The 15,030-nt window shown below is 41.7% G+C and carries 12 protein-coding genes; 10 read left to right on the top strand and 2 right to left on the bottom strand.

The window, feature by feature from the left end; genetic code table 11:
• Positions 1 to 346: 346 nt before the first annotated feature.
• The 7 genes from eno to J7K40_15165 all read left to right on the top strand — a co-directional run bounded on the left by eno (position 347) and on the right by J7K40_15165 (position 5,747).
• The gene (gene eno / locus J7K40_15195; GenBank protein ID MCD6163745.1) at positions 347 to 1,636 is read left to right on the top strand and encodes a phosphopyruvate hydratase; all 1,290 of its coding nucleotides are present in this window, start codon (positions 347 to 349) and stop codon (positions 1,634 to 1,636) included.
• A 151-nt stretch (positions 1,637 to 1,787) separates the two neighbouring features.
• Positions 1,788 to 2,162, top strand: coding sequence for a transposase (locus J7K40_15190; GenBank protein ID MCD6163744.1), 375 nt, complete (start codon positions 1,788 to 1,790; stop codon positions 2,160 to 2,162).
• A 7-nt stretch (positions 2,163 to 2,169) separates the two neighbouring features.
• On the top strand, positions 2,170 to 2,328 hold the full coding sequence (locus J7K40_15185) for a hypothetical protein (protein ID MCD6163743.1): 159 nt from the start codon (positions 2,170 to 2,172) through the stop codon (positions 2,326 to 2,328).
• A complete protein-coding gene (locus tag J7K40_15180) occupies positions 2,315 to 3,016 on the top strand; it encodes a hypothetical protein (protein MCD6163742.1) in 702 nt (233 codons plus the stop codon). The genes J7K40_15185 and J7K40_15180 overlap by 14 nt, the downstream gene beginning before the upstream one ends.
• A 281-nt stretch (positions 3,017 to 3,297) precedes the next feature.
• Positions 3,298 to 3,651, top strand: a complete 354-nt coding sequence (locus tag J7K40_15175) for a septum formation initiator family protein (protein MCD6163741.1) — start codon at positions 3,298 to 3,300, stop codon at positions 3,649 to 3,651.
• Positions 3,635 to 4,417 carry a DNA repair protein RecO gene (gene recO, locus J7K40_15170; protein ID MCD6163740.1) on the top strand — a complete coding sequence of 261 codons (783 nt, stop codon included), beginning with the start codon at positions 3,635 to 3,637 and terminating at the stop codon, positions 4,415 to 4,417. The genes J7K40_15175 and recO overlap by 17 nt, the downstream gene beginning before the upstream one ends.
• 46 nt (positions 4,418 to 4,463) lie before the next feature.
• A complete protein-coding gene (locus J7K40_15165; GenBank protein MCD6163739.1) occupies positions 4,464 to 5,747 on the top strand; it encodes a glycine--tRNA ligase in 1,284 nt (427 codons plus the stop codon).
• Positions 5,748 to 5,948: 201 nt separating this feature from the next.
• On the opposite strand, the gene J7K40_15160 is transcribed toward J7K40_15165, so the two are convergent.
• Complete coding sequence (locus J7K40_15160; GenBank protein ID MCD6163738.1) at positions 5,949 to 7,298, bottom strand: hypothetical protein; 1,350 nt, start codon at positions 7,296 to 7,298, stop codon at positions 5,949 to 5,951.
• Positions 7,299 to 7,936: 638 nt separating this feature from the next.
• A complete protein-coding gene (locus tag J7K40_15155; protein ID MCD6163737.1) occupies positions 7,937 to 9,244 on the bottom strand; it encodes an HDOD domain-containing protein in 1,308 nt (435 codons plus the stop codon).
• 251 nt (positions 9,245 to 9,495) lie between these two features.
• Between J7K40_15155 and tldD the strand changes: the two genes are divergently transcribed.
• The 3 genes from tldD (at position 9,496) to J7K40_15140 (ending at position 15,030) form a co-directional block, all read left to right on the top strand.
• Complete coding sequence (tldD, locus tag J7K40_15150) at positions 9,496 to 10,989, top strand: metalloprotease TldD (protein MCD6163736.1); 1,494 nt, start codon at positions 9,496 to 9,498, stop codon at positions 10,987 to 10,989.
• Positions 10,976 to 12,334 carry a TldD/PmbA family protein gene (locus J7K40_15145; protein MCD6163735.1) on the top strand — a complete coding sequence of 453 codons (1,359 nt, stop codon included), beginning with the start codon at positions 10,976 to 10,978 and terminating at the stop codon, positions 12,332 to 12,334. The genes tldD and J7K40_15145 overlap by 14 nt, the downstream gene beginning before the upstream one ends.
• 410 nt (positions 12,335 to 12,744) lie before the next feature.
• Positions 12,745 to 15,030, top strand: coding sequence for a carboxypeptidase regulatory-like domain-containing protein (locus J7K40_15140; protein MCD6163734.1), 2,286 nt, complete (start codon positions 12,745 to 12,747; stop codon positions 15,028 to 15,030).

The raw sequence follows: 15,030 nt of genomic DNA, 5'->3' as shown, positions 1-15,030 counted from the left end.
TGGGAATGACGCGGGCAGTGTGGGAATGACATCATTATAGCATCCGCCTAAGGCGGACAAAAGGCCGGATAGTAGTGTTATATTTATTACCGTAGAGCTATTTGCAAAAAGTTTATTTTTATGGTTTCTCTAAAATTTAATATTTATAGATTTTTGCAAAAAGCTTAGATATTTACAATTGTCAGCAGCATATATAAATTGCATAACGCCAATTGAAACTATTGTAAATCTCATTCGCGGATGTTACATTTTAATATATAATCAGAGTTCAAGTAAATAATCATTGCCACACAACCGAATATATATTAAAATCAATAAATCAGACATTTATCCTTAAGGAGGGAAAATGAGCTTTATAATTGATCTTAGAGCGCGCGAGATATTAGATTCACGAGGCAACCCCACAGTCGAGGTCGAGTGTCTCCTCGATTCCGGCGAATTTGGCAGGGCGGCAGTGCCCTCGGGAGCCTCAACCGGGAAGTTCGAGGCTGTCGAACTTCGTGATGGCGACAAGGAACGTTTCTTCGGTAAAGGAGTTACCAAGGCTGTTGAACATGTCAATGAGGATATCGCCCCAAGACTAATTGAGGCAGCTTTCGATGTCATAAATCAGCCGGCTATCGACAATTTCCTTATCGAGCTTGACGGCACCGACAACAAGCAGAAATTCGGCGCCAATGCCATACTCGGTGTATCGCTGGCGGTTTGCAAAGCGGCAGCGGCATCCTGCGCTTTGCCGTTATATCGATATATTGGCGGAGTAAATGCCGCAACCTTGCCTGTGCCGATGATGAACATCATAAACGGCGGCAGTCATGCCGACAACAATGTCGACCTTCAGGAGTTTATGGTGATGCCTGCCGGACGCCCCACTTTCAAAGAGGCTTTACGCTGCGGCGTGGAGGTGTTCCACAATTTGAAAAAGGTGCTGAGCGAAAAAGGTTATAATACTGCGGTCGGCGATGAGGGCGGATTTGCCCCCGATTTAAAATCGAATGAGGAAGCGATACAGGTTATTCTCACCGCTATCGAAAAAGCAGGCTACAAACCCGGCGAGGATGCTTTCATAGCCTTAGACCCTGCTTCATCCGAGTTTTATGAGAACGGCAAATATAATCTGAAATCTGAAAACAAGATGCTTTCCTCTGAAGAGATGGTTGATTATTACGCAGGCTTAGTGGATAAATATCCGATTATATCTATCGAGGATGGTCTTGATGAGGAGGATTGGGACGGCTGGAAAGTAATGACCGACAAGATGGGCAAGAAAATCCAGATAGTTGGCGATGATATATTCGTTACTAATGTCGAACGTATCGGGCGCGGTATTGAAATGGGAGTTGCTAACTCTGTCCTGATTAAGCTTAACCAGATAGGCAGCCTGACAGAGACACTTCAGGCGATTACATTAGCTTCGCAGGCGCACTACACATCGGTAGTCTCGCATCGTTCCGGCGAAACCGAGGATTCCACTATTGCCGATGTTGCGGTTGCCACCGGCTGCGGGCAGATTAAAACCGGTTCAGCCAGCCGTACCGATAGAATTTGCAAATACAACCAGCTTCTGCGAATTGAGGAAGAGTTGGGCGACCGGGCTGAGTTTCTTGGCAAGGGCGCATTTTATAGCTTATCATAACCGGAGGTAGTATTGACTGGGATACCTGAAATATCGACGGATTTTCTGAAAAAAATTAATCGGAAAACGCTTTCAAAAAGATCCAGTGGTTGGCGTACGTCCTCGTGCGCCAACAAACTTTGTCTATGCTGTAAACTTATAAATTAACTCAATGCCGGTAACAAGAATAAATATCACAGGTCCCGCCGCAGCGTTCGTGACGACAACCGTAGTTAAATGGGTTCCCGTATTCAAATCGGATAAAGCCGCGACTGAAGTTATTGTGCAACTTAAAGAAACAGCAAATCTCTTCAATGTCGCTATTCTTGGTTATGTGATTATGCCATCCCATGTACATCTGCTTTTGGGATTTCGCGATATAACAATCCTATCAAAATTTATGCAAGCTTTTAAGAGTTTGATTTCCAGAAGAATAAAAAAACTTGACCTTGGTAAATTCAAGAATGTATTATATCAAAAAGATAGATTTAACCTTTGGATACGTAGATTTGATGATTTGATTATTCACTCGGAAAAAGCAATTTAAAATTAAATTGGATTATATTCATAATAATCCGGTGAAGGATGGATTTATAGAGGAATCTATTGATTGGAAATACTCCAGCGCTTGTGATTGGTTATTGGATGAAAAAGGGTTTATTGAAATTGAAAAGGATTGTAGTTGGCTCAAAATGGAAAATGGTAATGCTTGATTTTATTTATATATCAAAGGCTTGTTGGTGCACGAGGACGTACACCAACCACAGAAATAGCTATCAAAATGTTAAGCAAAATCTTTTATTAATTGTATTCCTAATTTTTTTAATTTTTACGAACATCAAGGCAGATGAACCAAATTCAATATTGCAAAACAAAACATATGAATATGGAATTTCAGCAGGTTATCTGTTCGGAGGAGATATCAATATTTCCGATGCGCCAAATAATTTTCAAACAACCGGGGCGTTTATGATTAAGGGTTTTATTGATTCTTATCTTAGCCCTAAACTGTCAGCCGGGTTATATTTACAGTATTCATATAGCGGAATAGAAGAAAAAAAACACAACGATGAAATAGCAACCCATAATGTTTCCATTATTGAAATAGGAGGTTCATTTAAACCGCGGTTTATTCTGAATCCCAGGTGGGCAATTAAACCGGGACTTAATATCAGTTACAGGAAGTTCTTTTTCGATTTTACTGCGGATTGCGGACTGAAACTTGATAATGCGCAAGGTATGGGACTAAATGCAAGTATAGAGATACAATATCTTTACTCTTCATCTTATATTTTGTTTAGTGAAATAGGTTTTGCTACACAACCCTATGGCGGCAAAGAAGGCATTACCTATCTTGATTTTGGACCGATTTTTTATATCAGCGCAGGTATCGCATTATAAATTGTAGTTTAAATGATAGCTGGCTGATATTGATTTGCGCAAAATGTCGTTTGCAGTCTATAATAAACGCGGGTTGGCGCGTGAGGACGTACACCAACCACAATTGGCTCAAACTGGAAGATGGTAATGCTTGATTGTATTTACATATCAAAGGCTTGTTGGTACACGGGGACGTACACCAACCACAATTTGAAGCAGTACGTTTTTGAAATATGGATGTATGCCAACTATAATTTCTTGGCAAGGGCGCATTTTATAGCTTATCATAACCGGAGGTAGTATTGACTGGGATACCTGAAATATCGACGGATTTTCTGAAAAAAATTAATCGGAAAACGCTTTCAAAAAGATTTAAAAATTTTCTCCTTCTGACAACAGCGGTTTTCATAGCGGTATTATTTTGCTCCGGCGAGTATGGCTTGGCTAAAATATACCGCCTTCATAATAAAATCGATGCGGCTGAGAAGGAAATCGACCATTTGAAAGCTCAGGCGGTTGATTATCAATGGGAAATAAATAAGCTAAAATCCGATTCGCAGTATATCAAACTCTATGCCTCCGAAATCTATGGGTATGCCAAAGAAAACCAGACAATAATTCAGTTTTTACCCTCTCCCGATGACACCCTCAAGTAGTGTCAGGTTTAAGGTAGAGGGCTATGTTATCCGGGGGTTCTCCTTAGGCGAGACCTCCCGGATAATATCTTTGTTTACACTTGAAAAGGGTCGGCTTAAATGCGTAGCTAAGGGCGCGCGAAAATCCGCCTCTAAGAAAGGCGGAACCCTTGAGTTGTTCAGCCGCATATCATGTAATATATATCAGAAAGAAAATGTCGAATTGGGTACGCTAACCTCTGCTGATGTTCTGACAGATTATTCGGCGATTGCATCAGGTCCCCTTAAATTCGGTTATTGCTCGGCATTTTGTGAGATACTCGATAAAAGCGCTATAGAAAACCAACCGGTTCCGGAATTATTCAAACTAACCGGCGAGTTTTTTAAATACATCATTCAAGCTGACAATGAAAAGACTGAATCGCTTTTCTGGGCGGTATTTATAAAAACCCTGACTCTTCTTGGTTATCAGCCGGGTCTTTATGAGTGTGTTGTTTGCGGCAAGGAAAATACCGGCAAGGCGGCATATTACGATACCGACAAAGGCGGGATTATCTGCTCGAAAGATGTTTTACCGAATGTCAGCTATGGCAAACTGTCGGCGAAAGGCTTAAAAACGCTTCAGGAATACTTAGTTTTGCCGTTTGTTGATATAATAGCAATGGAATGCTCGGTAAAAGTCTTAAATGAAATAGAAAAATTTATATTATCTTTTGCGAATTATCATACAGGGTTGCATCGAAACCTAAAATCATTTAAATTCCTTTCTCAATTGAAAATGAGATAGCAGCGGAGGAACTGTGGCTAAAAAGAAAAAAAGTGTCGATCCCCTAATGGATAAACTTGTTTCATTATGTAAAAGACGCGGCTTCGTCTTTCAATCATCGGAGATTTACGGCGGGCTTGGTTCATGCTGGGATTACGGACCATTGGGAGTCGAGCTTAAAAATAATATCAAGCGTTTCTGGTGGGAGACGATGACTCATCGCCGGGATGATATCGAGGGGCTTGATGCCTCAATTTTGATGTCGCCGAAAGTATGGGAAACATCCGGGCATGTGGATGGTTTTACCGACCCGTTAGTTGATTGTAAAAAATGCAAGCGGCGTTTTCGCGCCGACCATCTAAAAGGCGATAAATGCCCCGAATGCGGCGGCGAATTAACCGAACCGAGACAGTTTAACCTGATGTTTAAAACTTTTATGGGACCCGTCGAAGATAATGCCTCAGTAGTATATCTTAGACCGGAAACCGCTCAAGGGATATATGTCAATTTCCAGAATGTACTGACTCCATCCCGTCAGAAAATACCGTTTGGCATTGCCCAGATAGGCAAATCATTCAGAAACGAGATTACTCCGGGGAATTTCATTTTCAGAACCCGCGAATTCGAGCAGATGGAGATGCAGTATTTCGTCCATCCCTCCGAGGATAAAAAATGGTTTGACTATTGGAGGCAGCAGCGCTGGCAGTGGTATCTCGAACTCGGTATACGCGAGGATAAAATCAGATGGCACGAGCATGGCAAGAATGAGCTGGCTCATTACGCCAAAGAGGCTTTTGATATCGAGTATGAGTTCTCATTTGGCTGGAGTGAGCTTGAGGGCGTGCATAATCGAACCGATTTTGATTTGAGCCGTCATAAAGAGGCATCCGGCAAAGACCTGACTTATTTTAATAACGAGAGCCGGGAACGATATATACCTTATATAATCGAAACAGCCGCGGGCGCCGACCGGATTACTCTTGTTTGTTTAGCCGATGCTTACCGTGAGGAGGAAGTTAAGGGAGATAAACGTGTTTCGCTTTTCCTGTCGCCGAAAATTGCCCCGATTAAAGCCGCAGTATTTCCGCTTGTAAAAAAAGAGGGGATGCCGGAAGTAGCTAAGAAGATATATCAAGATCTCAAGAAGCATTTCAAGGTATTCTATGATGATGGCGGCGCAGTCGGACGGCGGTATCGCCGTATGGATGAAGCCGGCACGCCATACTGTATCACGGTGGATGGCCAGACCCTTGAGGATGACACGGTAACGGTCCGCGAACGCGACAGCATGGAGCAATCGCGGCATAAGATTGCAGAGTTGGTGGAGTTGGTTGGCGCGCGGATTGGGTAGGAGATAACTGTGGTTGGCGTATGTTCTCATGCGCCAACATTTTATTATTCCCCTTCTCAAGAGAGGCAAGGGGTGTGTTCTTGACGCTAAATGATCAATATAATTCCGAATTTATTTGTGGTTCTGCTGCAAAATATGGGATAAAAAAACAATCCCGATTCAGATGAACCGGGATTGCATAATAAGAATGTCTAACTTAGTTTATGGTCCCCAAGGATTAATAAGATCAGCGGCATCCATGGGATTATCAATAAGAGAGGTCGGCAATTCGTCATAGGTATAATAATCGGATTCGATAACATATTGCGCATAGCCGATAGTGTCTGCGCCCGCATCGGAATAATTTCCGGTAAACATCTGTATTATATCATTGTTCGGGTCTAAGGTGTCGGATATGTTGAAATCCTGGTATCTTAAGATAAATTCAGTTTCATTGTTGCCGCCGCCTATAATGCGGCCAATAAATCCATCCTCAACACCCTGTTCGTTAGAGTACCAGGTTAGCTTATACTGAAAATCGTTGGTTCCGACAGTCTTAATTTCGTAACCCCACATAACCTTGTCATCATCCAAGCCCTTAAAGAATATGCATCTGATCTCGATAGCATCGGTAACTAAATCGCGGGTTGCCCAAAACAGGTTTGACTCTGTGAAACCATTCCACTGACCTTCCTCTTCGTGAACACCAGAATTGAAAAAGAGAACAGTTTCATCCGAGTCTGTTGATTTGAAACCGGCATCAAGCTGCACATCTTCCATCTCGACAACGGAAAAAGACAGGTGATAATCAATATCGATAGTCTCAAATCCAATAACCGACTGGCATTCCTCGGGAATAGCAACAGGCGATGTAAGTTCCTCAATTTCAACCACGCAATGAAAATAACCATCATCTTCTTCAACTTCTATGGTATCCTCTCCTGTCTCAAGCCCCATATTAATTTGATTAATAGACTCATCAAGTTCCATCATATTTCTATAAAGCGCAAATGGCTCGTCGCATTCGCTATTGCCAAACACTTTTCCTAATAAGGCATGTTCTCCATGCTTCCAGATGCTGTCCATTATAGCGGGATCGAAAAACAGTTTGCCTAATGTGCCTCCTGCTGAATAGGGCGGCGGCGCAATTTCCTCAACCAGATCACTATATTCTGACAACTGGACAGACTCTTCAATTGTAATAATTACAGATTCCGAATCTGCTAAGGCGCCGTCTGAGGTGATGAAAATCACTGTATCTGCGCCAATCTGAGAGGTGTCCGGTGTCCAGGCAAAGTCTGCGGTGCCGTCCTCATTATCGGTATAAGTTGCGCCGGTTGGTAAGCCAACTGCTGTCATAGTAAGCGTATCGCTGGCCGAATCGCTTGCGGATGTTTCAAACGTTAGTTCGAGATTTGCATAAGTAGTTTGGGAGCCAATCGAGGCTAGCGATGGAGCTGTGTTTGTTTCGGTGGGATCAGTTATTGTGTCATCATCACCGCAACCCGAAATAAAAATCAGGGTTAAGCAAGATGCAATAACTAATACTCCCCAAAGATGTTTTTTAAGCATAAAATCTCCTGTAAGTTAGTATTAATTTAAACTAATAATTATTATCGGGTGAAGCTTATATATATTTAATAGAATATTAATAACGTTTCATTGCGATGTTAAGCATTTATAATCACTGCTGTCCGGCCTTTAATAATATGCAATCACTTATGTTATTCACACAAAAGGTCGTTAAAACTTGGCGGCGAGGGGCACACAGTTGACTTGTAATAATTCCTCGTTCTTATTGTTTTGTATTGAGTTAGGCAGCATTATTCATAAATTTTAATCAGCCATAGGCGGACTCCTCTACCGGAGCTGTCGGAAGTAACTTCCGACAGCACAAAGCAGCCTTCGACAGCATAAAAACACTCTGTATCCTTAATAGGTATTTGATATTGTTTCTATCATATTATTGTCCATAAGATTAGAAACTAATTTCTAATGACAAAATAAATTTTGTGAACAATTCGGGTTAGTAAAAAACTTGCTGGATTTCCGTTTTCGTAGGAATGCAATACTGGATTCCCTGTTATGTTAAACTTATAATGACGAGTTTATATGTTTCGGTATCATATGCTGGAGTTTATGAATAATCCGGGTTATGAATAATGCAGGTTAGAAATTATAGATTTACAGCAAAAGCTGCATTTTTAGCGCTAAATCACTTTTTCGAATTGAGTGGAAAGTTTCTCTTTAATTTTCTTCTCGATATCAATAGCTTTCGAGTCGCGGAAATATTGCAGATTTTCCATTGAGGAAATATTTGATAATTCCTCTAATATTAAAGAGATTTTTTTCACCGAAGTTTCCATTGAGGATATGGATGTTGGCAGTTTTCCGATAATTTTTTCATTTTCATCGCGGTCGAGAAGCATGCCCATGATTTCACATTTACCTTGAATATTCATGGTGGCGTTATTGATATAATGAGAAAGCGTAGCCAAGGCGATTTTCAATGATTCTATTGTTCCTTCTGTTCGCTCTTCAATCAACATTTTCCGGGAAAGCTCTCGTCTTTCCTTAAACAACGTTGATAATTCGAGATATGAATTAAACAATTGGGCATTGCTTTCGCTTAATATTTCTATAGCGTCGCCGGTCTCCATATCCATCGCCTTTGCGGAATCACTTACCTCGCCAGCTAATTTCAGATGGATTTCAATAAGACTTTTTGGATTTATTCCTATGCTGTTAGAAATATTATTTAGCGCTACAATACGTTTTTCGGTATTATAAAGATTACTTAATTCACTAAAAGAAACTTGGGAAATACAATCCGCAAGACTTACAATTTTAACTAAGTCAGATAGGTTATCTAAATTATCGTCATTATAAAGGTGGTGCAATTTTAAAGGAGCGCGCAGTTTTTCCGGCATATTCCAGCGAGTGGTTACATAATCCGCTACTTCCTGATGGTCGATTCCGAATACTTTCTTTTCGGCATCACAAATCGACATATTCTGTAAAATAAGCCTTACCACTTCCTGATATTCTTTCGGAAATGTGTTTTCTATTATTACTATGCCAATATCATGAAGCAACCCGGCTACATATGCTTCCTCCGGTTGATCGTATCTGATTAGTTCCGCTATTTTTCTCGATGCTATAGCCGTCTCGAGAAAATGTCTCCATAGTTGTTTTTGATTTAATTTGCTGTTATTCTTATTTGCATTTACTTGATTAAATACAACTATTGACAAAGTATAATATTTAACCGATTTTAATCCCATAATCATAATAGCCTGGTTTATGGATGTTACCTCTCTTTTAACGCCATAGAAAGTAGAATTGGCGGATTTCAGAAGTTTAGTTGTAAGCGCCGGATCTTTGAGGATAATATCAGCTAATTCAGCATTTGAAACATCCGGCTTGTTGACAAACTCTAAGACCTCACTCAAAACTGGTGATGGAGAAGAAATCTCTTTAACGTTGTCAAGCGCTGTTAATAATTTTATTTTATCCACAATATTACATTATTCGGAAGAATTAACAATAGACTTTATCGCGTTCTATATAATATTTGCATTTTTTATTAAAAATATCATTTGACTTCAAAGAGCCGTTTCAATAAAAAACATCTCGACTGAGCGCGCAATATTGAGCTTTTTATAAACTTTATATTTTATAAAAGGTTCGGTATGGCAGACCATTAAAGATGTTAGTAGTTTGCGATATATAAGTACTGAAATCAATAACGACAAAAAAGGAATAGTGGATGGCAAAATCACCAAAAATAAGATACGCCGAATCAGCTCAAGATAAAATTGAGGAATTAAAACAAGCGGTTTGCCCTGAAGCAATCGACAAATTGCTTTCGACAGCCCTATCCCGCAGCGGAGATTTCGCTGAGATATATGCTGAATATGCTATAAGCAGCGCAATAGCTCTCGAGGAAAATAAGATACGTCAAGCTCAATCGGGGATAATTATGGGGGTTGGAATTCGAGTACTTTTTGGCGAACGAACCGGCTACGCATATTCGGATTCCCTCGAATTTGAGCATCTGAAAAGGGCGGCTGAGATTGCCTCCCATATCGCAGAGGGAAATGAGCCGGGCAATATAGTATCGGTTAATGCCGCTTCTATGAAAGTTAAGAATATATCGCCGATTGACATATATCCGGCGGATACTGCCGTAAAGGATAAATCATCCCTGTTATGGCGGGCTAATAAAGCCGGTTATGCCGCAGATAAGCATGTTAAACAGGTAAATGCTTCTTTCACCGACTCAATCAAGTTTTTTCGAATAGCTAATTCTAATGGATTGTTAGCCGACAATCAGGAATCGTTATGCCGGTTAAATGTAAGTGTGGTAATAGAAAAGGACAATCAACGTCAATCGGGTTATCACGGCGGCGGCGGGCGAGTAGGTATCTCGCATTTCGATAAGTTTACACCCGAAAAGGTGGCTAATGAAGCTGTTCGGGTTGCTCGAATAAGGCTTGAGGCGCGTGATGCTCCTGCCGGACCGCAGGCGGTGGTGCTTGGCAATGGCTGGGCTGGCGTGCTTTTCCATGAGGCTGTAGGCCATGGACTTGAGGCGGATTTCAACAGGAAAAGGACATCGCTGTACGCGGGACGTATTGGCCAGAAAGTCGCCTCCGATTTGTGCACTATCGTCGATGATGGAACCATCCCGAATCGACGAGGGTCGCTTAATATCGATGATGAGGGGGCTAAGACCTGCCGTAATATATTGATAGAAAACGGGGTACTAAAGAACTATATGACCGATTATCTCAATGCCCGACTTATGAATACGCAATCGACCGGCGCCGGGCGGCGGGAATCATATCGCAGCTACCCACTGCCGAGGATGACGAATACTTTTATGCTTGCCGGAGAGAGTTCATCGGATGAGATAATTAAATCTGTGAAAAAGGGATTTTATGCCAAGTCATTTGGCGGCGGACAGGTCGATATATCGAACGGTCAATTCGTGTTTGAGGTTGTTGAGGGTTATCTTATTGAGAATGGCAAGATTACGGCGCCTGTCAAGGGAGCAACCCTTATCGGGTCGGGTCCTGAAGTTTTAGAAAAAGTTGTTATGGTAGGCAATGATTTCGAGTTTGATACAGGTGTTGGCTCATGCGGCAAAAATGGCCAATCGGTTCCGGTTGGGATTGGAATGCCAACCTGCAAAATATCGGAAATCACTATCGGAGGCACTGCCTTAAGCGGCGCATCCTTAACCGATGGAAAGGCTTAATGATATGTTGGATTTTAAAGACCTGTGTAATAACATTATAAAAATAGCTCTTCAAAAGGGCGCTGATGAGGCAGAAGTTGTTCTCGAAATTGGCCGCGAATCTGAGGTTGGGACGAGAGTTGGTGAAATAGAAACTATCAAAGAAGCCTTCTCGCAAGGGCTGGGAATAAGAATATTTAAAAATAATCGGCTGGGGTTTACCTATACCTCCGATTTTAATGAGAAAAATCTCGATAGATTGATAAAAACAACCATTGAACTTTCCGAGCAAGCCTCAGAGGATGAATTTAACGGTTTGCCAGAGCCATCATCGGAAACTATACCGGAGCTTAAACTGTTCGACCCGGAAATCTCAAAAATTGACACCTCATGGAAAATTGACACCTGCAAACTTATGGAAAAAACGATGTTTGATTATGATAAACGACTGACCAACTCTGAGGGCGCAAATTTCCTTGATGGCGATTCGATATGGCATATCGCCAATTCGAAAGGTTTTTATCATAATTATAAAAGCTCTTATTGTTATTTATACTGTGTGCCGGTTGCTGAGGAAAAAGGCAAGCTTCAATCGAATTACTGGTTTTCGTTTTCAAGGTATTTCAACAAACTTGATAATCCTGAATCGGTGGCCAAAAAAGCCGCCGAGCGGGTTATTAGAATGCTGGGGGCAGCCACGCCGAAAACAGTTAAAGCGCCGGTTGTATTCGATCAATTGACTGCAGCAACGGTCGTCGGCGCTGTCTTGGCGGCTATCAATGGTGATGCTGTTTATAAACGGGCAACATTTCTCGTAGATAAGCTCAACCATACAATTGCCTCATCGAAGGTTAATATCAATGATGACGGCTGTCTTGTCAGAGGCTTGGCCTCATCCCCTATCGATGGCGAGGGGCTGCTGTCGGTAAACAAGAGGATTGTCAAAGAAGGCAAACTGCTGACATATTTATATGATACCTACACTGCGCGCAAGGCACAAACCGAATCAACCGCTAATGCTCAGCGGAGTTATGCCTCGACTCCCTATATCGGCGGTTTTAATTCATATTTGGAAGCCGGCGATTATCCGCCCGAGGAAATAATCGGTTCGGTTAAGAACGGCTTGTATGTTACAAGCTTGATGGGGTCCGGTGTAGATATTGTAACCGGTGATTATTCACGTGGCGCCTCCGGTATCTGGATTGAAGACGGCAAACTGACGAAGCCGGTCGAGGGGCTGACTATCGCCTCGAACATGCTTGGTATGTTGGGCAATATTGAGATGGTGGGGAATGATTTGAAGATGATGGGCTCGGTATCATCACCGACGTTCAAAATATCGGAGATGATTGTAGCAGGAGTGTAAAGCAATCAAACAATAGGCTGCCAAGCGGTGCTTGGCAGCCTGGGCTAAAGTCTGTTGAACATTTAGCCCTAATTACACACCCCTAACCCTTCTCAAGAGGGGAATAATAGGTTTTGGTGCACGAGGACGTATACTAATCACAATATCAGGAACCTACTAAAAATACAGGGTGTTTTTATAATATCGGAAATTACCTTGTGCTATCGGAAGTTGCTTCCGACAGTTCTGGCAGAATAGTCCGCCTTAGGCGGATGTTGCGCACTTTAAACCGGATAGTGGTAATAATAAATTTTTATAAATTTGCAGCAGCCAAATATTTATTAATTTTTTATATTAATATTGAATATAAGTAAACGATTATATATATATAAATTGCAATTGTACTTTTTGTATATTTAGAGATTGATAAGATGAGAAAGATAAATATTCTTATAGCCATAACCGGACTGCTGGTAATTGCTTATTTGGTCCGAACTGATATTGCCTATCATGACAGGCATAATTCCAATCAACAACCTCGCATAGAACCAACTGCGGATGAGTATAGCCAAGACCATAACTGCCGAATGTGGGCTGTCATCTCCGATAACATGCCGGATAGCGTAATTTATAATCATCTTGTCGGTTATGATAACTCATTGAAAAATCTTGCCGAGGTTAAAAATATTGATGGCTGGGGTATCGCCTATTATGATGATTTTGGCGAGGCGGCAGTTATTCAGAGAGGCGCGATGCGAGCGTTTAACGATCCCGTTTTCGATACGTTAACAGTTCAGATTGAAAATGCCAAGCCTGATATTGCCTTAGCCCATGTTCGCAATTGTTCGGCCGGATGCTGCGCTCATGGCAGCGACAGCATCCCGGACCCTCATCCGTTTATCAGATTTAAAGACGATAAATACTGGCTATTTGAACATAACGGCACTATCAGCAAATCGCTTTTATATGACTTGGTAGGAAGCGTCTATCTTCATAATAACCCTCTTACCGGTTCCGATATCCCGGAATGCGATCCATCTGATACATCAATGGTAATCGATTCGGAACTCTATTTCCTATATCTTCTGAAAAATATCGAGGAAAACAATTGGGATGCTGCCGGAGGCATCACGGCGGCATTGGTTGAATTGCAGGAAATCAGTTCGGATGAGGCTTTGAATTTCATCTTAAGTGATGGTTATGATATATGGTCGTTTTGCATGGCGCGTTCTCTTTATTATCTCGATGAATCCCCGAACGGCTACACGGCGCTGGCTTCGATGTATCCAACCCGCTGCCAGGACAACTGGCAAACTGTCAGCGACTATGAGATGGTAATTCTAAGAGACAGCTATGCGCCCGAGGTTATAGATATCGGCGAGTATTTGCCATCGATAGCCGGAACCATAACCAATGATGAAGCCGAACCGATTGAAGGTGTTTATGTATATACTCGGAATCCCGATTTCGGCGACAGCACCGATATTAATGGCGAGTATTCCTTGGAACATCCATGCCTTGGCAGCTACAGAGTTTACTTTTCTCATCCGTATTATTCGGATACATCGATATTTGAAGTTGAAGTGTTTGCCGACAGCACAACATCGTTGGATGTAGCAATGAGCAATCCGGGAACCCTTACAGGCATAGTTGCTAATAGCTATTCTATGCCCGTTAGCGATGTTTATGTATCTATAAAATTCACTACTTATAGCGACACCACCAATAACCTCGGCGGATATATATTGGATTCGCTGAATTCGGGCAGGTATCACATATCGTTTACGCATCCTTATTATTCTGATACTTTAACCGCCCTAATAGATATACCCGCTGATACGGCAATCAATCTGAATATTGAATTAGCTGACCCCGGCGTAATTATGGGACTTGTAACAAAACAGGATTCTAACCCCTTAGATAGCGTCTATGTGTATGTGCAGCGTACATCTTTTTATGATACAACTGATGCAGATGGCGAATATATTATTGATAGTCTCGATCGAGGCGAGTATGGCATCATTTATTCTCATCCGGATTATCGAGACACTACTGTCAGCGGCATTGAATGCAATTCTAATGATACTACGTATTTGAATGTTATAATGGTGTTGCTGCCCGGCAGTATTGCGGGTGTGGTTGCCAATGACACATTGGGTATAATAGAAGGAGTTCATGTTGCAGCTGAAGGGACTGATATTTATGATATTACCGATGAGGATGGCGAATACTTGCTCGGCAATCTTGATTATGGCGTTTATAACATTTCCTATTCATGTCTCGGCTACAGGGATACTCTATTGGAGAATATTGAAGTCACACCGGGTGATATTACTACTCAAAACGCTGTTTTAAACAGATACTCATATTTAGTCGGTGATGTTAATATGTATCTGGGCTGCTGGCCGCCAACAGTTATTGGCAGTGATGTTATTTACCTTGTTAACAAAATCAGGGGTTATGATAGTTCTATACCGTGCCTGATAGACGATTTCTGGGTTTCCGCTGATGTTAACGGGGACTGCAGCGTTATTGGCAGTGATGTTACCAGGCTTATTAATTATTTTAAAGGCATAAGTACGGTTGTTTATTGCCCGAATTATATTCCAAAGTGGATATTAGAAAACGATATTCCCTTGGAGGCTCCCGAGGGCTGGCCAGCTTGCGACACTATCCAGGGCGATAGCATTACAATTCCGCTTTATCAAGCAAAGTAA

This window comes from Candidatus Zixiibacteriota bacterium (assembly GCA_021159005.1).
Taxonomy (GTDB): domain Bacteria; phylum Zixibacteria; class MSB-5A5; order UBA10806; family 4484-95; genus JAGGSN01.
This window is presented reverse-complemented; position numbering and strand designations above follow the sequence as displayed.

Excerpts from the sequence above, each read along its gene's own strand:
- recO (MCD6163740.1), top strand. The coding sequence starts at position 3,635 with ATGACACCCTCAAGTAGTGTCAGGTTTAAGGTAGAGGGCTATGTTATC.
- J7K40_15160 (MCD6163738.1), bottom strand. The coding sequence starts at position 7,298 with ATGCTTAAAAAACATCTTTGGGGAGTATTAGTTATTGCATCTTGCTTA.
- J7K40_15165 (MCD6163739.1), top strand. The coding sequence starts at position 4,464 with ATGGATAAACTTGTTTCATTATGTAAAAGACGCGGCTTCGTCTTTCAA.
- J7K40_15190 (MCD6163744.1), top strand. The coding sequence starts at position 1,788 with ATGCCGGTAACAAGAATAAATATCACAGGTCCCGCCGCAGCGTTCGTG.
- J7K40_15145 (MCD6163735.1), top strand. The coding sequence starts at position 10,976 with ATGGAAAGGCTTAATGATATGTTGGATTTTAAAGACCTGTGTAATAAC.
- eno (MCD6163745.1), top strand. The coding sequence starts at position 347 with ATGAGCTTTATAATTGATCTTAGAGCGCGCGAGATATTAGATTCACGA.
- tldD (MCD6163736.1), top strand. The coding sequence starts at position 9,496 with ATGGCAAAATCACCAAAAATAAGATACGCCGAATCAGCTCAAGATAAA.
- J7K40_15140 (MCD6163734.1), top strand. The coding sequence starts at position 12,745 with ATGAGAAAGATAAATATTCTTATAGCCATAACCGGACTGCTGGTAATT.
- J7K40_15180 (MCD6163742.1), top strand. The coding sequence starts at position 2,315 with ATGGTAATGCTTGATTTTATTTATATATCAAAGGCTTGTTGGTGCACG.